The 18,960-nt window shown below is 59.3% G+C and carries 20 protein-coding genes; 10 read left to right on the forward strand and 10 right to left on the reverse strand.

Annotation, left to right across the window (positions count from 1 at the left end):
* Positions 1 to 11 precede the first annotated feature (11 nt).
* From BMZ46_RS00525 to norR, 3 genes are all read right to left on the reverse strand, one after another.
* The gene (locus BMZ46_RS00525) at positions 12 to 470 is read right to left on the reverse strand and encodes a GNAT family N-acetyltransferase (RefSeq protein WP_074691012.1); all 459 of its coding nucleotides are present in this window, start codon (positions 468 to 470) and stop codon (positions 12 to 14) included.
* A 27-nt stretch (positions 471 to 497) separates the two neighbouring features.
* The gene (locus BMZ46_RS00530; protein WP_011335848.1) at positions 498 to 1,400 is read right to left on the reverse strand and encodes a chemotaxis protein CheV; all 903 of its coding nucleotides are present in this window, start codon (positions 1,398 to 1,400) and stop codon (positions 498 to 500) included.
* Between the two features lie 147 nt (positions 1,401 to 1,547).
* Entirely contained in the window at positions 1,548 to 3,104 is a 1,557-nt protein-coding gene (gene norR / locus BMZ46_RS00535; RefSeq protein WP_074691013.1) for a nitric oxide reductase transcriptional regulator NorR, read from the reverse strand.
* A gap of 163 nt (positions 3,105 to 3,267) precedes the next feature.
* On the opposite strand from norR, the gene hmpA reads away from it, so the two are divergent.
* The 9 genes from hmpA (at position 3,268) to BMZ46_RS00585 (ending at position 12,141) form a co-directional block, all read left to right on the forward strand.
* Entirely contained in the window at positions 3,268 to 4,449 is a 1,182-nt protein-coding gene (hmpA, locus tag BMZ46_RS00540) for an NO-inducible flavohemoprotein (RefSeq protein ID WP_074691014.1), read from the forward strand.
* 210 nt (positions 4,450 to 4,659) lie between these two features.
* Positions 4,660 to 5,220, forward strand: a complete 561-nt coding sequence (locus BMZ46_RS00545; RefSeq protein WP_039765648.1) for an ester cyclase — start codon at positions 4,660 to 4,662, stop codon at positions 5,218 to 5,220.
* 25 nt (positions 5,221 to 5,245) lie between these two features.
* On the forward strand, positions 5,246 to 5,755 hold the full coding sequence (locus tag BMZ46_RS00550; RefSeq protein ID WP_007956723.1) for a disulfide bond formation protein B: 510 nt from the start codon (positions 5,246 to 5,248) through the stop codon (positions 5,753 to 5,755).
* Between the two features lie 825 nt (positions 5,756 to 6,580).
* Entirely contained in the window at positions 6,581 to 7,522 is a 942-nt protein-coding gene (gene cyoA / locus BMZ46_RS00560) for a ubiquinol oxidase subunit II (protein ID WP_074691015.1), read from the forward strand.
* 3 nt (positions 7,523 to 7,525) lie between these two features.
* Positions 7,526 to 9,556, forward strand: coding sequence for a cytochrome o ubiquinol oxidase subunit I (cyoB, locus tag BMZ46_RS00565; RefSeq protein ID WP_007956721.1), 2,031 nt, complete (start codon positions 7,526 to 7,528; stop codon positions 9,554 to 9,556).
* Positions 9,557 to 9,559: 3 nt separating this feature from the next.
* Positions 9,560 to 10,186: a cytochrome o ubiquinol oxidase subunit III gene (locus BMZ46_RS00570; RefSeq protein WP_007956720.1), complete on the forward strand. Its 627-nt coding sequence runs from the start codon at positions 9,560 to 9,562 to the stop codon at positions 10,184 to 10,186.
* A complete protein-coding gene (gene cyoD, locus BMZ46_RS00575; RefSeq protein ID WP_007956718.1) occupies positions 10,186 to 10,521 on the forward strand; it encodes a cytochrome o ubiquinol oxidase subunit IV in 336 nt (111 codons plus the stop codon). Before BMZ46_RS00570 ends, cyoD begins: the two co-directional genes overlap by 1 nt.
* Positions 10,522 to 10,531: 10 nt before the next feature.
* Positions 10,532 to 11,419 (forward strand): heme o synthase, encoded by an 888-nt coding sequence (cyoE, locus tag BMZ46_RS00580; protein WP_039765651.1) that lies wholly within the window; start codon positions 10,532 to 10,534, stop codon positions 11,417 to 11,419.
* A 230-nt stretch (positions 11,420 to 11,649) separates the two neighbouring features.
* The gene (locus tag BMZ46_RS00585; protein WP_074691016.1) at positions 11,650 to 12,141 is read left to right on the forward strand and encodes a RidA family protein; all 492 of its coding nucleotides are present in this window, start codon (positions 11,650 to 11,652) and stop codon (positions 12,139 to 12,141) included.
* Between the two features lie 69 nt (positions 12,142 to 12,210).
* Here the strand turns inward: BMZ46_RS00585 and BMZ46_RS00590 are convergent, their stop codons facing one another.
* The 4 genes from BMZ46_RS00590 to BMZ46_RS00605 form a co-directional block, all read right to left on the reverse strand.
* Positions 12,211 to 12,915 (reverse strand): hypothetical protein, encoded by a 705-nt coding sequence (locus BMZ46_RS00590; protein ID WP_039765656.1) that lies wholly within the window; start codon positions 12,913 to 12,915, stop codon positions 12,211 to 12,213.
* 173 nt (positions 12,916 to 13,088) lie between these two features.
* Positions 13,089 to 13,613 carry a hypothetical protein gene (locus BMZ46_RS00595; RefSeq protein ID WP_074691017.1) on the reverse strand — a complete coding sequence of 175 codons (525 nt, stop codon included), beginning with the start codon at positions 13,611 to 13,613 and terminating at the stop codon, positions 13,089 to 13,091.
* Positions 13,614 to 13,676: 63 nt separating this feature from the next.
* Positions 13,677 to 14,081, reverse strand: coding sequence for a GNAT family N-acetyltransferase (locus tag BMZ46_RS00600; RefSeq protein ID WP_074691018.1), 405 nt, complete (start codon positions 14,079 to 14,081; stop codon positions 13,677 to 13,679).
* A gap of 45 nt (positions 14,082 to 14,126) precedes the next feature.
* Positions 14,127 to 15,032, reverse strand: coding sequence for a LysR family transcriptional regulator (locus BMZ46_RS00605; protein ID WP_039765662.1), 906 nt, complete (start codon positions 15,030 to 15,032; stop codon positions 14,127 to 14,129).
* 102 nt (positions 15,033 to 15,134) lie between these two features.
* On the opposite strand from BMZ46_RS00605, the gene BMZ46_RS00610 reads away from it, so the two are divergent.
* Positions 15,135 to 16,307, forward strand: a complete 1,173-nt coding sequence (locus tag BMZ46_RS00610) for an aspartate aminotransferase family protein (RefSeq protein ID WP_074691019.1) — start codon at positions 15,135 to 15,137, stop codon at positions 16,305 to 16,307.
* Positions 16,308 to 16,315: 8 nt separating this feature from the next.
* Here BMZ46_RS00610 and BMZ46_RS00615 read toward each other — a convergent pair whose 3' ends face one another.
* The 3 genes from BMZ46_RS00615 to BMZ46_RS00625 all read right to left on the reverse strand — a co-directional run bounded on the left by BMZ46_RS00615 (position 16,316) and on the right by BMZ46_RS00625 (position 18,940).
* Entirely contained in the window at positions 16,316 to 16,570 is a 255-nt protein-coding gene (locus BMZ46_RS00615) for a Txe/YoeB family addiction module toxin (protein WP_011335833.1), read from the reverse strand.
* Positions 16,567 to 16,821, reverse strand: a complete 255-nt coding sequence (locus BMZ46_RS00620) for a type II toxin-antitoxin system Phd/YefM family antitoxin (protein WP_039765667.1) — start codon at positions 16,819 to 16,821, stop codon at positions 16,567 to 16,569. Before BMZ46_RS00620 ends, BMZ46_RS00615 begins: the two co-directional genes overlap by 4 nt.
* Positions 16,822 to 17,020: 199 nt before the next feature.
* Positions 17,021 to 18,940: an alkaline phosphatase D family protein gene (locus BMZ46_RS00625; protein WP_074691020.1), complete on the reverse strand. Its 1,920-nt coding sequence runs from the start codon at positions 18,938 to 18,940 to the stop codon at positions 17,021 to 17,023.
* Positions 18,941 to 18,960: the final 20 nt, after the last annotated feature.

Raw genomic sequence — 18,960 nt, forward strand, 5'->3', positions numbered from 1 at the left:
ATTTTAGTTTGTCAGTCCGGCACCCATTCCCGGCGAACCACATACATTCCAGACATTTCGTACAAGCGTTGCGCTCGCCGGTTGTCTTCCAGCACCTTCAGATCGACAAACCCTTCACGCCGATCCTGAAACGCCTTGAACGCATGAAGCAGCAACGCCCGACCCAATCCACGTCCCTGGGCGCGAGGGTGCACCACCAGATTCTTGATGTAGGAACTGGTCCAGCATTGCGCCACGCCAATGACGCCTTCGGCATCGCTGGCGATGAAACACAGTGCCGGATCGTATTCCGGATCGTTTTCGAACTGCTGTTGCCAGACGCCCAGCGCCGGCACCCGACCACCGCCTTCGCGGTAGCCGATCTGCATCAGTTCATGCACGGCGGATGCGCGTTCGGCGCTGTAAGTCGTGAGTTCGATGCCGTTCGGCCATTCGATGGTCGGCACGTCCTGGCTCAGGTCGCGCCGCATCAGAAAACAGAACGTCTCGCTCAAGACTCAGTGACCCTGGGCTGCGACGTGTTTGGCCGCTTCGATCAGGCAGTGGGTCAGCTCGGGCGAGGAGAACTTGGTCAGCACGCCGTTGGCCCCGGCGAGGCGAGCCTTTTCGCTGTTCATCGCGCTGTCCAGCGAGGTGTGCAGCAGCACGTAGAGGTGGGCGAAGTCCGGGGTTTCGCGCAGGGTACGGGTGAAGGCGTAACCGTCCATCTCGGACATTTCGATGTCGGAGACGATCAGGTTGATTTGCTGCGCCGTGCCTTGCAGGTCCAGCAGGCAGTCGATGGCTTCCTTGGCGCTGCGCGCGGTGTGGCATTGCAGGCCGAGGTTGCGCAGGGTGTGCACCGATTGCTGCAGCGCCACCTGGCTGTCGTCGACCACCAGAATCCGCGCGTTGCCCAGCACTTCGGCGTCTTCCATGCTCAGCTCGGTCGGGGCCATTTCGATCTGCGCCGGGGCGATGCCGTGGATGACTTTTTCAATGTCCAGCACCTGCACCAGCGTGCCGTCCACCGAAGTCACGCCGGTAATGTAGGCGCGCGAACCGCCGGAACCGAACGGCGGCGGTTTGATGTCGGTGGTCAGGCAATGCACGATCTTGCTCACCGCCTGCACATGCAGACCCTGTTTCGAACGGCTGACGTCAGTGACGATCAGGCAGCCGCCGTTCGGGTCTTCCAGCGGCCGCTCGCCGATGGCGCGGCTCAGGTCGATCACCGACAGTGAAGCACCGCGCAGGGTGGCGATGCCTTTGACGTGCGGGTGCGACTCCGGCAGCTTGGTCAGCGGCGGGCAGGGGATGATTTCACTGACCTTCAGCAGGTTGATCGCCATCAGCTTGCCGCTGCGCAAGGTAAACAGCAGAAGCGAAAGTGAATCTGCGCGGGCTTTGTTGGAAGACATAAAAACCTTCTGTGGAGAAAGGTGGGTGGGCGAGGGTGGCAGTCGCCAGAAACTATTGATGCCGGGTTATCGGCGTCAAAAGGTTGGGCTTTAGGTTAGTTGTCGGGTGGCGTTCCGATGAAGGAGCTTTTGAGCTTGAAGCACATTTCAGCTTTTCATCCCCAACCGCTTCGCCATCCGCCCCAGATTCGCCCGGTCCAGCCCCAGCTCCCGCGCCGCACTGGCCCAGTTGTCCCGATTGCGCTCAAGCGCTGCACTGATCAACTGCCGCTGATACTGCTCGGTGGCGGTGCGCAGGTCGCCGCTGATCAATGGCAGAGCGGCAGTCGCTTCGGACGGCGCCGATGAGTTATCCACAACCTCGCGCGGCAGATCGAGATCCAGCGCACTGAGGCTGAGAATCTTCGGCCGCACCTTGCAGTTGCCCAGCGCCTTCAGTGCGCTGCGTCCGATCAAGTGTTCCAGTTCCCGCACGTTGCCCGGCCAGGTGTAAGCCAGCAGTGCTTCCTGGGCGTCGCTGTTCAGGCGCAGGCTGTTGAGGCCCATGCGCGAGCGGTTCTGTTCCAGGAAATAACCGCTGAGCAACAACACATCGCGGCCCCGGTCACGCAGCGCCGGCACTCGCAACGGGTAGACGCTGAGGCGATGGTAGAAGTCGGCGCGGTAGCGGCCGCTGCGCACTTCTTCGGCCAGGTCGCGGTTGGTCGCGGCGATCAGGCGCACGTCGACCTGATGTTCCTTGTCCGAACCCAGACGCTGCAACTGACCACTCTGCAAAACCCGCAACAGCTTGGCCTGGACGGTCAGCGACAACTCGCCGACCTCATCGAGAAACAGCGTGCCACCGTTGGCCAGTTCGAACTTGCCGCGCCGGTCGCTGGTGGCGCCAGTGAAGGCGCCGCGCACGTGGCCGAACAGTTCGCTTTCCACCAGCGTGTCCGGCAGGGCCGCGCAGTTGAGGCTGATGATCGGTTTGTCGGCGCGCTTGGAGGCAGCGTGGATCGCCTGGGCCACCAGTTCCTTGCCGACTCCGGTTTCGCCAGTGATCAACACGGTCAGGTCGCTGCCGCCGACCAGATTGATTTCTTCCACCAGTCGTTTATGCGCCTTGCTCTGGCCGATCATTTCGCGGTTCTGCTGGCCGCTGGCCTGGCGATAGACCTCGGCGCGCTGGTGTTCGTCTTCGGCGCGGATCGCCAGACGTTCGATGCGTTCGGCGGCATTCACAGTGGCCGATGCGAGACTGGCGAAGGCTTGCAAGGCATCGAGTTCGATAGGTTCGAAGCGTTCGGGGTCGAGGGCGTCGAGGGTAATCAGGCCCCAGAGTTTTTCATCGACGAACAACGGACAGCCGAGGCAGTCGTGAACTTCGAGGTGGTCGTCGAGACCGTCGACCAGTCCGTCGTACGGATCGGGCAGATCGCTGTCGGCGGCAAAACGGGTCGGTCCTTCACCGGCCAGCAGCACTTCAAAGCGCGGGTGTTCGCTGACCTTGAAGCGGCGACCGAGGGTGTCGGTACTCAAACCGTCCACGGCCAGCGGCACCAGCCATTCACCATCTAGGCGCAGCAGTGCGGCGGCATCGCAGGGCAGCAGGGCGCGCATGGCTTCGAGCAGGCGTCGATAGCGCTCGCCTTCGGGCAGTTCGCGGGACAGGTCGGAGACCAGTGGGAGCAGGGCGGTGAGCAATGATTTGGCGGACATGGGCTTGTAGTCAAAGAGACACGTTGTAGTCGAAGCGACTATAGAGTGGCTTGTGTCGATCTGACTACATAATTTTCAAGCTATTGATTTATATGAAAAAAATAATTGGCACGAATACTGGAATGAACAAGGCACTTTTAGAGAAAGCTCAGGAGTCACCCTTATGCTTAGCGTCCAGGATCGTGCCATCGTCAAATCCACAGTACCTCTGCTGGAAAGCGGCGGTGAAGCGCTGATCACGCATTTCTACCGCATGATGCTCTCCGAGTACCCGGAGGTTCGCCCGCTGTTCAACCAGGCTCACCAAGCCAGCGGTGACCAGCCTCGCGCCCTGGCCAACGGCGTGTTGATGTACGCCCGTCACATCGATCAACTCGACCAGTTGGGCGATCTGGTGGCCAAGATCATCAACAAGCACGTTGCGCTGCAAATCCTGCCGGAGCACTACCCGATCGTTGGCACCTGCCTGCTGCGCGCCATCTCCGAAGTGCTCGGCGAAGAAATCGCCACCCCGCAAGTGATGAGTGCCTGGGGCGCGGCCTACGGTCAGTTGGCCGAGATCCTGATCGGCGCCGAAACCGCCATTTATGACCAGAAAGAGCAAGCCGTCGGCGGCTGGCGCGGGGCGCGGGAGTTCATTGTCGCGGCCAAGGTCGAGGAGAGTGCGGAAATCACCTCGTTCTACTTCGAACCGGCGGACAAGGGCCCGATTCTCGCAGCCGAGCCAGGCCAATACATCGGCATGAAGCTGATCCTCGACGGCGAAGAAATCCGCCGCAACTACTCGCTGTCGGCCCTGGCCAACAAAGGCCAGTACCGCATCAGCGTCAAGCGTGAACCGGGTGGTCGAGCTTCCAATTATTTGCACGATCAGTTGCATGTCGGTTCCAGCATCCAACTGTTCCCGCCATCGGGCGAATTCACCCTGACCGCCAGTGATAAACCGCTGGTGCTAATCAGCGGCGGCGTCGGTATCACGCCGACGCTGGCGATGCTGGAAGCGGCGCTGGAAACCGAGCGTCCGGTGTACTTCATTCACAGTGCGCGCAACGGCAGCGTGCATGCGTTCCGTGACTGGATCGACGGGCTGGCCGCGCGCCATCCGCAGCTCAAGCGCTTCTATTGCTACGCCGAAGATGACGGCGTGAGCCCGGCGGCGGACAAGGTCGGGTTGTTGAGCGAGGAGCAACTGGGCGAGTGGCTGCCGGCGGAGCGTGATGTGGACGCTTACTTCCTTGGGCCGAAAGGTTTCATGGGGGCGATCAAGCGTCACCTGAAGGCACTGGGTGTGCCGGAGAAGCAGAGCCGGTATGAGTTCTTCGGGCCGGCTGCTGCTCTGGAATAATCCGGAACCGGGTTGCCCTCATTCGCGAGCAGGCTCGCTCCCACATTGAAATGCATTCAAATATGGGAGCGAGCCTACTCGCGATTGGCCGTTACACGGCCCTGATTCTTAAATTCTGTTTAAAGGTTAATCGTTTCTTAACCGGTTTATCGTTTATTCACCGATGCTGATGATAGGCGCTCGTTCGTTTACATGATCAGGATCGTCCCCATGTCGCACTTCGCCTCTTCCCGTCGTTTCAGCCTGGCCACTTTGGGCCTGTCGGTTGTCTTGCTGTCCAGTCCATTCGCGTTCGCCGAATCCGCGTTGATCCAGCCGCAGACCCTGATCGTCGATCAGAGCCTGCCCAAGGCCAAGCGTGATGCGATGGAACTGGCGGCGCGGCGTTATGGCAGTTTCTGGAACACGGGCGAAGAGGCGTTGGCCACCGCTGCCCTGTCGCCGCAGTTCGTCGACAAGACCCCGCCGGAAGGCCGGGTACAGGGGCCGACCGGGCCGCTGCTGGCGTCGAAGTTCTTTCGCACGGCGGTGCCGGACTTGAGCTGCGAGATCGAGCAAATGATCGTCGCCGGGGATCGCGTGGTGGTGCACCTGCACTTTCGCGGGCATTTCACCGGCACGTTCAAGGCTCTCAAAGGGCAGGGCCAGCGTGTAGACTTCCGGGCAACCGATATTTATCAGATCGACAACGGTCGCATCGCGGCCAATTGGCATATCGAAGACAACATCAGCCTGATGGCGCAACTGCAAGCGCAGCCGCCGGCCAGCTGAACCATGGACATGAAAGGGAAACGCGATGAGCGAGGAAACGATTCGATTGGGACGTGAGCGGCGCTATCTGGTGTTGCTGGGCATCATCTGCCTGGCGCTGATCGGCGGCGCGCTGTACATGCAGATCGTGCTGGGCGAGGCGCCGTGCCCGCTGTGCATCCTGCAGCGTTATGCGTTACTGCTGATTGCGTTGTTCGCGTTCATCGGCGCGGCCATGCGCACCCGGCGCAGCATCACCGTGTTCGAGGTGCTGGTGGTGATTTGTGCCATCGCCGGCGCTGGTGTCGCCGGGCATCACGTGTACACCCAGTTCTATCCGGCGGTGAGCTGCGGCATCGATGTGTTGCAGCCGATCGTCGATGACCTGCCGCTGGCGAAGATCTTCCCGCTGGGCTTCCAGGTCGACGGTTTCTGCTCGACGCCGTACCCGCCGATCCTCGGCCTGTCGCTGGCGCAATGGGCGCTGGTGGCCTTCGTGCTGGTGGTGATCCTGGTGCCGCTGCTGACCTCGCGTAACCGAAAAGCGTTGCGCTGAATCAACTTTTCGGCGCGTGCGCCGATAAACCAAACGCCTCGATTTGCGGTGACGCAGATCGAGGCGTTTTGCATTTCAGGGTCTGTGTGAAAACACCGTGACGAACGGCAAGGAAGGGTGCGACAGGTGTGCGACATGTTGTCACACACGCCCTGTCGCAGCGCGTTTCACAGGTCCGGATTGGAGTGCTGTTACAAAAAAGGATTGGTCTGTTTCAGCGTTTTTCTGTTTTTGCACGCGTGTGCCGGATCAGGCAGTTTTAACAGACTCGGGCAGATGGCCAAAAGCCTTGGCATATCGGGCTTTGCGCGGATCGCGCCGTGGGAAAAAGCTTTCGGAGCTGTCTGAACTGAGGCCGATAGGCCTACATTTTTTGGTGTTTTTGTTGAGAATCGATTTCGATAACATGGGTCACTTTTGCAAAAAAAGCGATGGATTGTTGCTCAGAGCGATAAAAATTATTTCGGGATAAGACATGGTGTATAGGGCGCTACCTATCTACAATCGCCCGCACTGAATTCCCGGCACTGTTCAGCCTTTATTAAGGAGGCGAGCAGGAAGTCGGGTGTCGGGCAGCCGAGAGGCTTGCGAGACACCCAGGTGTCGGTGCCTTTCCAACTTTCCGCACCAAATGGAATTGGTCTGTAACAAGGCCTTTGACCACGAATTCGAATAAGAACTGACCGCTGTCCCAGGTTTTGTCGAGCGTCTGACGCGCGACGGGCGGCCCTTATTCAATCCAAAGAAAATGCCAACCCTTGGCAGGGTGAAGTGTTGGCGATCAAAACCCAACTGCATTGCGCAAGCTGCTTTAGAGGTCGTGAGATGAGTAAAAACAGGTACCCCAGATTACTAGGCCTAGTGCCGCTGCTCGGCACGTTGTTGCTGGGAGGCTGCAACATGACCTTGCTCAATCCAACGGGCCAGGTCGGCCTGGAACAGCGCAACCTGATCATCACCGCCACGCTGCTGATGCTGTTGGTCGTTGTGCCGGTCATCGTCATGACCTTCCTGTTCGCCTGGAAGTACCGCGCCTCCAACAAGAACGCCGTCTACACCCCGAAATGGTCGCACTCGACCAAGATCGAAGTGGCAGTCTGGACCATCCCGGTCCTGATCATCATTGCCCTGGGTTACATCACCTACAAGTCGACCCACTCGCTGGATCCGTATCGTCCGATCGAATCCGACGTCAAGCCGGTGACCATCGAAGTGGTCGCGCTGGACTGGAAGTGGCTGTTCATCTACCCGGAACAAGGCATCGCCACGGTCAACAAGATCGTGTTCCCGGCGCACACGCCAGTTAACTTCCGGATCACTTCGGACGCGGTGATGAACTCGTTCTTCATCCCGGGCCTGGGCGGCCAGATCTACGCGATGGCGGGCATGACCACCAAGCTGCACCTGATCGCTGACCGCAACGCTGAAATGGACGGTATCTCCGCCAACTACAGCGGCGCTGGTTTCACCGGTATGAAATTCAAAGCGATCGCAACTTCTCAGGAAGATTTCGTCGCCTGGGTAAGTGAAGTCAAAAAGGCACCTAAACAGCTTGAAGCCGCTGAATACGCAGCCCTTGCCAAGCCAAGCCAGAACAATCCAGTCGAGCTCTACTCCTCGGTCACGCCGAACCTGTTCCAGACCATCGTCGACAAGTACGAAGGCATGAAACCAGGCAAGCCGCTGAAGCACGAGAAGAAAGAGAAAGAAGTGGCGGCAACGGATATGGACTCGAATTCGCATTCAGCTGCCGGGGCAGAGGAGTAAACGATGTTTGGTAAATTAAGTTGGGAAGCGATCCCTTTCCACGAGCCGATCGTGATGGTCACCATCTCGATGATCGCGCTCGGTGGTCTGGCGTTGTTCGCTGCAATCACCTACTTCAAGAAGTGGACTTACCTGTGGACCGAGTGGCTGACGTCGGTCGACCACAAGAAAATCGGCGTGATGTACATCATCGTCGCCATGGTCATGCTGCTGCGCGGTTTTGCCGACGCCATCATGATGCGTACCCAGCTGGCCATGGCCACCGAGGGTTCGCCTGGCTACCTGCCACCTGAACACTATGACCAGATCTTCACCGCTCACGGTGTGATCATGATCATCTTCATGGCGATGCCATTCTTCACCGGCCTGATGAACCTTGCAGTGCCGCTGCAGATCGGCGCGCGTGACGTTGCGTTCCCGTTCCTGAACTCCCTGAGCTTCTGGCTGCTGGTGTCCGGCGTCGTGCTGATCAACCTGTCCCTGGGCGTCGGCGAATTCGCCAAGACCGGCTGGGTTGCCTATCCACCGCTGTCGGGTCTGCAATACAGCCCTGGCGTGGGGATGGACTACTACATCTGGGCGCTACAGCTATCGGGTCTGGGTACAACGTTAACGGGGGTTAACTTCCTCGCGACCGTGCTGAAAATGCGTACCCCTGGCATGAAACTGATGGACATGCCGATCTTCACCTGGACCTGCACCTGGGCAAACGTTCTGATCGTGGCTTCGTTCCCGATCCTGACCGCTACCCTGGCACTGCTGACCCTTGACCGTTACATGGATTTCCACATTTTCACCAATGAACTTGGTGGCAATCCAATGATGTACGTCAACCTGTTCTGGGCATGGGGCCACCCTGAGGTTTACATCCTGATCCTGCCGGCATTCGGCATTTTCTCGGAAGTCATCTCGGCCTTCACCGGCAAGAAACTGTTCGGCCACCACTCGATGATCTACGCCTCGGGCGCGATCTCGGTACTGGGCTTCATGGTTTGGCTGCACCACTTCTTCACCATGGGTTCGGGTGCCAGCGTCAACGCCTTCTTCGGTCTGGCGACGATGCTGATTTCCATCCCGACGGGTGTGAAACTGTTCAACTGGCTGTTCACCATCTACCAGGGCCGTCTGCGCTTCACCAGCCAGGTGCTGTGGACCCTGGGCTTCATGGTGACCTTCGCCATCGGCGGCATGACCGGCGTACTGCTGGCCATCCCGGGTGCTGACTTCGTTCTGCACAACAGCCTGTTCGTGATCGCTCACTTCCACAACGTGATCATCGGCGGTGCGGTATTCGGCTACATCGCAGGTTTCGGCTTCTACTTCCCGAAAGCGTTCGGCTTCAAGCTGCACGAAGGCTGGGGTAAAGCAGCGTTCTGGTTCTGGATCTCGGGCTTCTTCGTCGCGTTCATGCCGCTCTACGCTCTGGGCTTCATGGGCATGACCCGTCGTCTGAACGCCACCACCAACCCTGAGTGGGTACCGTACCTGTACGTTGCCATGTTCGGTGCGGTGATGATCGCTGTGGGTATCGCCTGCCAGCTGATCCAGCTGTACGTGTCGGTGCGTGACCGCAACAAGCCGGAAAACATGTGCGAACACGGTGACCCGTGGAATGCCCATACCCTGGAATGGTCGACCTCGTCGCCACCTCCGTTCTACAACTTCGCTGTACTGCCAAAGGCAGACTGCATCGATCCGTTCACCGAGGCCAAGGAAAACGGTACCGCGTACAAGGCCCCGGCCAAGTACGAACCGATCCACATGCCGAACAACACTGCCACTGGCGTGGTGATGGGCGCACTGCTGACCGTGTTCGGTTTCGCGATGATCTGGCACATCTGGTGGTTGGCGATCGCCAGCCTGGCCGGCACTGTCATCTACTTCGTGATCCACGCAGCACGTGACGATCAGGGCTACATGGTGCCGGTTGAAACGATCGAGCGCATCGAAGCCGAGCAGCACAAGCGTCTGGTAGCGGCCGGGAAGATCCCTGCTTCCGCAACCCGTGTTGAAACCAAGTTGGAACAGGCTTAAACAATGTCGAACTTAGTGACCAATGCTGGACACGCCCATGGTCATGACCATGGGCACGATGACCATCACCACGACTCGGGCGAGATGACCGTATACGGTTTCTGGCTCTACCTGATGACCGACTGCATTCTGTTTGCGTCGATCTTCGCGGTGTACGCGGTACTGGTAAACAACGTCGCCGGTGGCCCGTCGGGCCACGACATCTTCGAACTGCCATACGTGCTGGGCGAAACCGCTCTGCTGTTGTTCAGTTCGATCACCTACGGCTTCGCCATGCTGGCGTTGTACAAGGGTAAAAAGCAGCAGGTTCTGGGCTGGTTGTTCATGACCTTCCTGCTCGGCGCAGGCTTCATCGCCATGGAGATCAACGAGTTCCACCTGCTGATCTCCGAGGGCTTCGGTCCTAGCCGTTCGGGCTTCCTGTCGGCGTTCTTCACGCTGGTCGGTACCCACGGTCTGCACGTGTCCGCCGGTCTGATCTGGATGGGCATCATGATGTACCAGGTCAACAAGCACGGCCTGACGGCGACCAACAAGACCCGTCTTAGCTGCCTGAGCCTGTTCTGGCACTTCCTGGACGTGGTGTGGATCTGCGTATTCACCGTTGTTTACCTGATGGGGACCCTGTAATGGCTAATGCACACTCCCATGACAGCCATGATGCTGGCCACGGCAGCGTAAAGTCGTACGCCATCGGCTTCATCCTGTCGGTAATCCTGACCGTCATCCCGTTCGGCCTGGTGATGTTCCCGACCCTGCCGAAGTCGACGACGCTGGCAATCGTCCTGCTGTTCGCCGTGATCCAGGTGATCGTTCACCTGTATTACTTCCTGCACCTGGACCGTTCCATCGCTCAACGTAACAACGTGATTGCGTTCGTCTTTACGGCCATCGTGATCGTGCTGCTGGTCGGTCTGTCGCTGTGGATCATGTTCAGCATCCACACCTACATGATGGCGAAGTGAGGTAAACCCGATGTCGCTCAAGCACTTTATCCAAATCACCAAACCGGGGATCATTTTCGGTAACGTGCTTTCTGTGGCAGGCGGGTTCTTCCTGGCCTCGAAAGGGCATGTCGATCTGGCCGTGTTTCTGGCAGCCATGATCGGCACTTCCCTGGTCGTGGCCTCCGGTTGCGTGTTCAACAACTGCATCGACCGCGACATCGACCTGAAGATGGAACGCACCAAGAACCGGGTGCTGGTCCAGGGCTTGATCTCCCTGAAACTGGCCCTGGTCTATGCGACCGTCCTGGGTGTCGCCGGCGTTGCGTTGCTGTACAAGGTGGCCAACCCGTTGGCTGCCCTGTTCGCCGTGATCGGCTTCATCATCTACGTCGGCTTCTACAGCCTGTATCTCAAGCGCAAGTCGGTTCACGGCACGCTGGTGGGCAGTCTGTCGGGCGCCATGCCGCCGGTGATCGGTTACGTGGCCGTGACCAACAGCTTCGACATGGCCGCGCTGACCCTGCTGGTGATGTTCAGCCTGTGGCAGATGCCGCATTCCTATGCCATCGCGATCTTCCGCTTCAACGATTACCTGGCCGCATCGATTCCGGTGCTGCCAGTGAAGCGCGGAATCCAGGTGGCCAAGAAGCACATCCTGTTCTACATCCTGGCCTTCCTCGTGGCGACGTTGATGCTGACCTTCAGCGGTTACGCCGGCATGAGCTACCTCGCCGTCGCCGCGGCCATGGGCATGTACTGGCTGTACATGGCCTGGACCGGCTACAAGGCGGTGGATGACACGGTCTGGGCACGCAAGCTGTTCGTGTTCTCGATCTTCACCATCACCGCGCTGAGCGTCATGATGTCCCTGGACTTCAAGGTGCCGACCGAGCTGCTGCTGACGTACGCGCCGTAAGGTTCGAACGTTGTACGAGAAACCCCGTTCATCGAGAGATGAGCGGGGTTTTTTGTTGCTCGGATGATGGATAAACGACGTCCTTTGTCGCGAACAGACTCTCTCCCAAAAGGGTGGGGTAATCAGCCATTCCCTCGAAACGACTAGCTAGAAATCGACAGGTTGCGATCAACAGGCAAAAGTCCTAGATTCGGATCCAACTACATGCATCGATCAAGAGGCTGGGCGAAATGACTGAGAGGATGACCTGCGACGAGCGCTTCATTGCCCTGGCAAAAGAGCTGAACTACGACATCAATGGCGAGAACACGGTGGGTGGCAATTACGCGCCGTTGATCCGTCATCGCGATGAGATCTACATCAGCGGCATGGTGCCGCGCACCGAGGGCAAGATTCAGTATCCGGGGCGGGTGGGGCAGGAATTGACGCTCAAGGATGCGCAGGCCGCGGCGAGCATCAGTGCGATGCGGTGTCTGGCCTTTATCGTCGATGCAGTCGGTTCGCTGGACAAGGTCAGGGCGTTGTTGCGGGTCACGGTGTACGTGAAGTCCACGCCGGATTTTGTCGATCTCAGCGAAGTCGCCAACGGCGCCTCGGACGTATTCAGTTATGTGTTGGGCGATGTCGGGCGCCATACCCGCACTACCGTCGGCGTCTATCAGTTGCCGAAGAACGCAGCCATCGAAGTCGACATGATTGCCGCCGTGCATCCATCGGCATAACCGCCAATCTGCGGACAACAAAAAGCCCCGCCTGACATTCAGAGCGGGGCTTTTTCGTCAGCGCCGGTGTTACTGGGCGGCGATGCTGTAACCGTCGAACGCGGTCTGCTGTTGCAGGGCGGTGATGATGTTCTTGCGGTTGATTGCGTGCTCGGTGCCGGCATTGTCGACGAAGGTTTCGCCTTCGATTTCCGCCTCGTCGCCTTCGCCGACGAAGGTGAAACCGAGGAATTCAAGCGCCTCGCGATCCACGCTCAGACGCGAACGCGGTGTGCGCATTGGCAGGGTCACGCTGATGCCGTCCTTGCTGATGCTGAACACTTCGACGTCTTTCTTGGCGCGTGCGGCCTTGCTCTTGCCGCCGCTCGGGTTGCTGATCGCCTGATGGGTCTGGTTCAGAACCTTGAGGGCCAGCCCGTAGACGATTTCCTGGAACGCCGGATCGTCCTTGAAGCTGGACAGGATGCGGCTGATCGGGAATTTGCTGCTCAGATCTTCGAGGGCAGCGATGTCGGCAGCCTCAGCGTCCTTCAGGCGCTTGAGTTCGCCCATCAGCTCATAGGCCTGGTCGTCATCGAAGCGGTCGTGTGCCTGACGGATCGCGGCGCGCAGTTCGCGGATTTGATCGCTCTCGCGGCTCGACTGGAACGCGTCCAGCACCATCTCGCTGATGATCTTCGCCTGTGGGATATGTTGTGAAAGATTGATGGAGTTTTCGTATTCCGCTTTGGACGACAGAGTGACTACGGATTCAGCGGTGTTGAAATCGGACATTGAAATTTCACTACTTTTTTAACTTGAGATGAGACGAGAAAGCGCTGGGGGCTTTTTCAGGCCGACTAATTTAGGGGAGCGCAGCGGCGTTGTCACGGAGCAAGGGGCCGTTGGTGCCGATTATTTGTCCGGATGATTTGTGTTGAGCAACCTGGCACCGCGAGCGCTCTGCCTTATTCATTGGCGATGGCATTCCTCGGCAACCGCCGGGACGCCAGTGCACGCAGTGTCCAGTAGAACTTCAACGAGCGGGTGCCGATCAGGCCGCCCAGGAACCCCGAAATAATCGACTTGATCAACAGCATGTCCGGGGAGGCGGAACGCTCTGGATGCACGTCATGCTGGTAATTGAAGTAGTAGTTCGCAGAAAAGAACATCAGGTACATGATCAGGATTTTTACCGTGCCCGGCATGATCAGCCCTTTCGCAGAGTCGTCGAGCACCACGCCCCGGCGGGAGAACACCAGCCAGGCCGACAGGCTGCCCAGCAACAGCGCGGCGAACCAGGTGCTGAAAAACAGGCCGGGGTTGATCGTCAGGTTCAGTGAGTACAGCGACCATGCCAAAAACGCCGGGGGCGTTATCAGCATCGAGGCACGGCTCTCGCGTCGGGGAGAAAACGACTTGATGCCGAAATAAACCACCAGCAGAAAAATCAGGTAAACCCGTATCGGAGTGTTTTGCAGAATCGTGAGCATTGCGCAGCATCCATGCTGAAAAGGAGGAGGGTGGAGCATAGTCGGGGTCACGGTAATCGTCGGCTATTTCAGTCGCAAACGCTCCATCGCGATCACCGAGGTTTCAAACCCCAGGCTGGCAAAAAAAGCTTCCGCACCTTCGCGGCCGGCACGCAGAACCCAGGTAATGTCGGTGTTGTCGCCCATCACATGTTCCACCAGCGCCCGCCCGATGCCCGCGCGCCGATGTTGCCCGTCGACCACCACCATCGACAGGTAACCGTTGGAGATCTCATCGGTGATGCCACGGGCGAAGCCGACAATCTGCTGGCTGCTCAATGCAACGGCAGTGCGTTGGGAGTTCTGGATGAGTTGTGCGAAATGTTCGGCGGTGCCGGTGCGATGAGCCCAGCCGTGCCGCTCGAGAAACTGCCTTGCTGCCTCCACTTCCGTGGGCATGAGGTCGCGTATTGAAATGTCTTTGTTCATTTGTTCATCCCGTCCCTGGTGTATTTCCAACAGTAGTCGCGTTGCCTACGGCCTGCCCCACATCTGCATGGCGAACTCGACAAAGCGACGCAGTTTCGGCAGCCGATAGCGATCCGGCGCGTAGAGCAGATGCATCGGGCGATTCGGCGGCTGATAGTCCGGCATCACGACGACCAGTCTGCCGTCGCGCAGGTCCTGTTCCACCAGTGCGTCCGGCAGCATCACGATGCCCATGCCGGTGCGCGCGGCCTGATGCAGGCCGGCGGAGCTGTTGATCAGCATCGGGCCTTTGACGTCGACCATGATTTCGCCGTCCGGGCCGCTGAGGCGCCACTGCTTTTCCACCGATTGCCAGTCATCGCCGGCAGGGTAGGCGAAGGACAGACAGTCGTGCTGGCGCAGTTCTTCAGGCGTGAGCGGCATACCGCGTCGGGCCACGTATTCCGGGGAGGCGCAGACGGTCAGGGTGTAGTCGATCAGCGGGCGGGCGATCAGGTTGGATTGATCGAAGTGGCCCAGTCGGAAGGCCACGTCGAGACCGCTTTCCAACAGATCCGGGCGGCGATTGGTCAGGATCACGTCGAGTTTGACCTGCGGACATTGCAGGGAAAATTCGCTGAGCGCCGGGGCCAGGCGTTCGACGCCAAAGGTCAGCGGCGCGGTCACCCGCAGGATGCCGCGCGGTTCATCCAGCGTCTGTTCGGCGAGGCGTTCGGAGTCGGCGACCAGACCGAGCACTTCCAGGCAGCGCTGGTAGTAAACGCTGCCGAACTCGGTCAGCCGCTGGCGGCGGGTGGTGCGTTGCAACAGTTGCACACCGAGCCGGTGCTCCAGCGCCCGCAGGTGATTGCCCACCATGGTCGTGGACATTTCGCACTGCAGCGCGGCCGCCGTCATGCTGCCGGACTCCACAACCTTGACGTACACGCTCATCGACTGGAACAGATCCATTATCAAGTCCGGCTTTTAAATGATTGAAGTTTTGCCGAGTTTATCCAGTTCAGGTGGATAACCATACTGCCAGCACCTCTCACCTCGCTGGAGTTTGCCGACATGACCGCCGCCCTGATGAACACCTATCAACCGCTGGACCTGAGCTTCATCAAAGGCCTGGGCACCCGACTGTGGGATCAGGCGGGCCGCGAGTATCTGGACGCGGTGGCAGGCGTGGCGGTGACCAATGTCGGCCACTCGCACCCGCGCATCGTGTCGGCGATCAGCGAGCAGGCGGGTTTGCTGCTGCACACTTCCAATCTCTACAGCATCGACTGGCAACAATCGCTGGCGCAGAAGCTGACGCGGCTGGCGGGGATGGAGCGGGCGTTCTTCAACAACTCCGGTGCCGAGGCCAATGAAACCGCACTGAAACTGGCGCGCCTTTACGGCTGGCGCAAAGGCATCGAGCAGCCGCTGGTGGTGGTGATGGCCAACGCGTTTCACGGGCGTACCCTCGGCACCTTGTCCGCCAGCGATGGCCCGGCGGTGCGCCTGGGCTTCAATGAGTTGCCCGGGGATTTCGTCAAAGTGCCGTTCGGCGATCTTCAAGCGCTGGAGCAGGTGCAGCGCAAGCATGGCCAGCGGATCGTGGCGATTCTGGTCGAGCCGATTCAGGGTGAAAGCGGCGTGCAACTGGCACCGCCCGGCTACCTCAAGGCCCTGCGCGAGTTGTGCAACCGCCACGCCTGGCTGCTGATGCTCGACGAAATCCAGACCGGTATCGGCCGTACCGGCCGCTGGTTTGCATTCCAGCACGAAGGCATCGTTCCCGACGTCATGACCCTCGCCAAGGGCCTGGGCAACGGCGTGCCGATCGGCGCCTGCCTGGCACGGGGCCGGGCGGCGGATCTGTTCACCCCCGGCAGCCATGGCAGCACCTTCGGCGGCAATCCATTGGCGTGCCGGGTGGGTTGCACCGTGCTCGAGATTATCGAGGAACAAGGCCTGCTGGAAAATGCCAGGGTCCAGGGCGAGCGCCTGCTGACCCGCTTGCGCGCAGAGCTGGCGGACAATCCGAATGTGCTGGCGATTCGTGGGCAAGGGCTGATGATCGGCATCGAACTGAAACAGCCGGTCCGCGACCTGACATTGATTGCTGCACGGGATCATGGACTGCTGATCAACGTCACTCGGGGCAAGACGATCCGGCTACTGCCGCCGCTGACGATTGATGAGCGGGAGGTGGGGATGATTGTCAGAGGGGTTGGCCGTTCCCTGAGCCATGTCTGATCCCTCGGTCAGTAGTGAAATCTGCAAGTTATGACGCAGATTTCGCCGTCTACGATCGCGTAGACCAAGCGATGCTCGGCAGTTATCCGCCGTGACCAGAAGCCGCTCATGTTGTGCTTGAGCGGCTCCGGTTTGCCCAAGCCTTCAAAGGGTTGGCGCTGGATCGCTTTGATCAAAAGATTGATTCGTTTGAGACCGGCCTTATCGTTTTGTTGAAACCATAAGTAGTCTTCCCAGCCCGTTGGCGTGAACTGGATTTTCATTCTTCAATCAGTTGCCTGACTTTGGCTTTTCCAGCGCGCATTTCGCCAATTGATTTGATCAAGCGCTCGGCATTGGCCGGAGAACGCAGCAGATAAGCCGTTTCTTCCAGCGCGTTGTATTCGGCCAGAGACATCATCACTACAGGCTCGCCTTTTTGGCGGGTTACCAGAAGTGGGGCGCAATCTTCATTCACGCGATCCATGGTTTCAGCCAAGTGCGCACGAGCTGTGGTGTAGTTGATAGTGTCCATGTTGTAGTCCTCGCTTGATGCAAAGAACGTACAGAAATGAGTACAGGATGACAAGGCGATACCTATCAGTGGTTGTGCCACAGACGGGCTGCCTGCGGTGTGCTGAGTATCACCGAAGTCTCGTCGAGACGTTTCTGGGTCTTCTGTAAGCTGATTCCGACGAGCCTGCGATCCCTCTCACGGTCTACGTGAGATTTTTCTAATCAGGGTAGTCCGACAAATCCGGCGCCAGCATCCGGGTCTTCGGTGCGCCATTCGAGTTGTGCTGGATGATGTCTTTCGGCTGCCCCTGTTGATTGAAAAACACCTGACCAATCCCCGCCGAGTTCCACAACCGTTCACCCGCTTCGGCGTGTTCCGGCACGTACGGGACGATGCGCATGCTGCGGCGTTTGGTCAGCCAGTTGAGTGGCGAGCGCGGTGAATAGAGCCAGCGGTTGAGACGGTCGAACCATTCCAGCAGGGTAGGCGGGAATTCGTTCTTGATGCCGCTGCTGGTTATCTGCCAGATGCGCGGGCCGGCCTTGCGGTGTCGGATCAGGACTTCGTAGACGAAGGAATAATGCACGTCGCCTGACAGCACCACGTAACTGCCCGGTGTACGCGAGTGTCGGAAAATGTTCAGGATCACCTGGGCCGCGCCGCGATGGGCCATCCAGTTTTCCGCGTCCACCAGCAGCGGATAACCGCACCAGCTGAATACTCGCTGCACGGTTTCGATCAGCTTCACGCCGAAGATCGGTGCCGGCGAAACGATGATCGCTGAAGGATGGTCGAGCAGTTCCTGCTGCAGTTCGCTCAAGGCTTCCCAGTCCAGCAAACCCGACGGTTGCTTGAGCGCCATTTCGCTGCGCCAGCGTCGGGTGCGAGTGTCGAGCACCACCAGCGCCGGGCTGGTCGGCAAGACGAAATGCCATTGTTGAAAGCGCAGCAGTTCCTCAATCAATTCGTCCTGCACGGGAGCGTCGAGATAGTGATCGTCACCGCTGGCGCTCAGGCCGCGGGTTTTCTCCAGCACTGCGCTGAATGCATCCGGATTGTTGCCCCAGCCCTGACACAGCATGTAGGCGATCAGCGCGTTGCCGATGATGCGTTTGGAGAATGGGTGGCCGTAGGCCGTTTCCTCCCATTGTGCGGACAGGTTCCAGTCGTCGGTGATGTCGTGGTCATCGAAGATCATCAGGCTCGGCAAATGCGCCAAGGCCCGGGCCACCTGGCCGAGGCCGGCCTTGAACCCGTCGATGCGGGTCTGTTCGAGGGCATAGCGCTTGAGGCGGTCAGGCGTCAGTGCTGGCGGCTGCGGATTGACCAGTGCCCAGGGCGTAGGCGACCACACCAGCAAATACATAGCCATGACTTCGGCAAACGTCACGAGGTGATTGTCGGCGCTGCTGCTGGTGAAAATCGGCTTGCGTGCACCGCCGAAGAAACGCTCGCGCAGTGTCTCGTTGCTCTCGAGTGCCGGCAGTAAATCCGCGCGGTGGTAGTAGCTGGCGGGGTGTTCGTAAAGCTTCGCGCTGTCGCTGACCACCGCGCCTTCGAGGTGTTCACCGAACAGACCGAGGCGCTCGATCAAGGCATGAATCGCCCGCAACATCGGACCGGCCACATCGTCGGCGTAAACCTGATCACCGCTCATCATCAACAGCGCTGGGCGTTGCTGCGGATCGGTTTCAGCGGCCAGTAACCGGTCAACGCAAAGCAAACCGTCGGCGGCCGGATGATGGGGCTTGCGGCAGGAACCGTGGAGCAACTGGTCAATGCGCGAGCGCAGGACGAAGTTCGGGCTGGTGGCGTTGTCGTAGAGCAGGTGCGGCGCCCAGTCGGCGATCGGCTGCTGGCCATCGATCAACAGGTCGTAGTCGATGCGGGTGTCGCAGGGCAGGGCGGTTTCCAGCGGAACGTCGATCAGGTGAACAAACGCCCGGGTGCCTACCGGAATGACCGTGCATTTCCCGGCATCCAGTGGAATGTCTCCTACGCCTTGCAGACGCAAGGTCAACGACAGCTCGCGGCTGCCCACCAGCCAAAGCACTAAGCGCGTTGGTTCCAGCCGGCGCAGCAGTGGCCCGGCCAGAACAGCGGGCAACGGGCTCAGGTCATCAGGTGTCGGAGGCATCGGGGGAAAAGCTCAAGGCG

It is taken from the genome of Pseudomonas sp. NFIX49, assembly GCF_900115915.1.
Lineage (GTDB): Bacteria > Pseudomonadota > Gammaproteobacteria > Pseudomonadales > Pseudomonadaceae > Aquipseudomonas > Aquipseudomonas pharyngis.

Coding starts and splice junctions, on each gene's coding strand:
- BMZ46_RS00525 (WP_074691012.1), bottom strand. CDS start 470: ATGCGGCGCGACCTGAGCCAGGACGTGCCGACCATCGAATGGCCGAAC.
- BMZ46_RS00530 (WP_011335848.1), bottom strand. CDS start 1,400: ATGTCTTCCAACAAAGCCCGCGCAGATTCACTTTCGCTTCTGCTGTTT.
- norR (WP_074691013.1), bottom strand. CDS start 3,104: ATGTCCGCCAAATCATTGCTCACCGCCCTGCTCCCACTGGTCTCCGAC.
- hmpA (WP_074691014.1), top strand. CDS start 3,268: ATGCTTAGCGTCCAGGATCGTGCCATCGTCAAATCCACAGTACCTCTG.
- BMZ46_RS00545 (WP_039765648.1), top strand. CDS start 4,660: ATGTCGCACTTCGCCTCTTCCCGTCGTTTCAGCCTGGCCACTTTGGGC.
- BMZ46_RS00550 (WP_007956723.1), top strand. CDS start 5,246: ATGAGCGAGGAAACGATTCGATTGGGACGTGAGCGGCGCTATCTGGTG.
- cyoA (WP_074691015.1), top strand. CDS start 6,581: ATGAGTAAAAACAGGTACCCCAGATTACTAGGCCTAGTGCCGCTGCTC.
- cyoB (WP_007956721.1), top strand. CDS start 7,526: ATGTTTGGTAAATTAAGTTGGGAAGCGATCCCTTTCCACGAGCCGATC.
- BMZ46_RS00570 (WP_007956720.1), top strand. CDS start 9,560: ATGTCGAACTTAGTGACCAATGCTGGACACGCCCATGGTCATGACCAT.
- cyoD (WP_007956718.1), top strand. CDS start 10,186: ATGGCTAATGCACACTCCCATGACAGCCATGATGCTGGCCACGGCAGC.
- cyoE (WP_039765651.1), top strand. CDS start 10,532: ATGTCGCTCAAGCACTTTATCCAAATCACCAAACCGGGGATCATTTTC.
- BMZ46_RS00585 (WP_074691016.1), top strand. CDS start 11,650: ATGACTGAGAGGATGACCTGCGACGAGCGCTTCATTGCCCTGGCAAAA.
- BMZ46_RS00590 (WP_039765656.1), bottom strand. CDS start 12,915: ATGTCCGATTTCAACACCGCTGAATCCGTAGTCACTCTGTCGTCCAAA.
- BMZ46_RS00595 (WP_074691017.1), bottom strand. CDS start 13,613: ATGCTCACGATTCTGCAAAACACTCCGATACGGGTTTACCTGATTTTT.
- BMZ46_RS00600 (WP_074691018.1), bottom strand. CDS start 14,081: ATGAACAAAGACATTTCAATACGCGACCTCATGCCCACGGAAGTGGAG.
- BMZ46_RS00605 (WP_039765662.1), bottom strand. CDS start 15,032: ATGGATCTGTTCCAGTCGATGAGCGTGTACGTCAAGGTTGTGGAGTCC.
- BMZ46_RS00610 (WP_074691019.1), top strand. CDS start 15,135: ATGACCGCCGCCCTGATGAACACCTATCAACCGCTGGACCTGAGCTTC.
- BMZ46_RS00615 (WP_011335833.1), bottom strand. CDS start 16,570: ATGAAAATCCAGTTCACGCCAACGGGCTGGGAAGACTACTTATGGTTT.
- BMZ46_RS00620 (WP_039765667.1), bottom strand. CDS start 16,821: ATGGACACTATCAACTACACCACAGCTCGTGCGCACTTGGCTGAAACC.
- BMZ46_RS00625 (WP_074691020.1), bottom strand. CDS start 18,940: ATGCCTCCGACACCTGATGACCTGAGCCCGTTGCCCGCTGTTCTGGCC.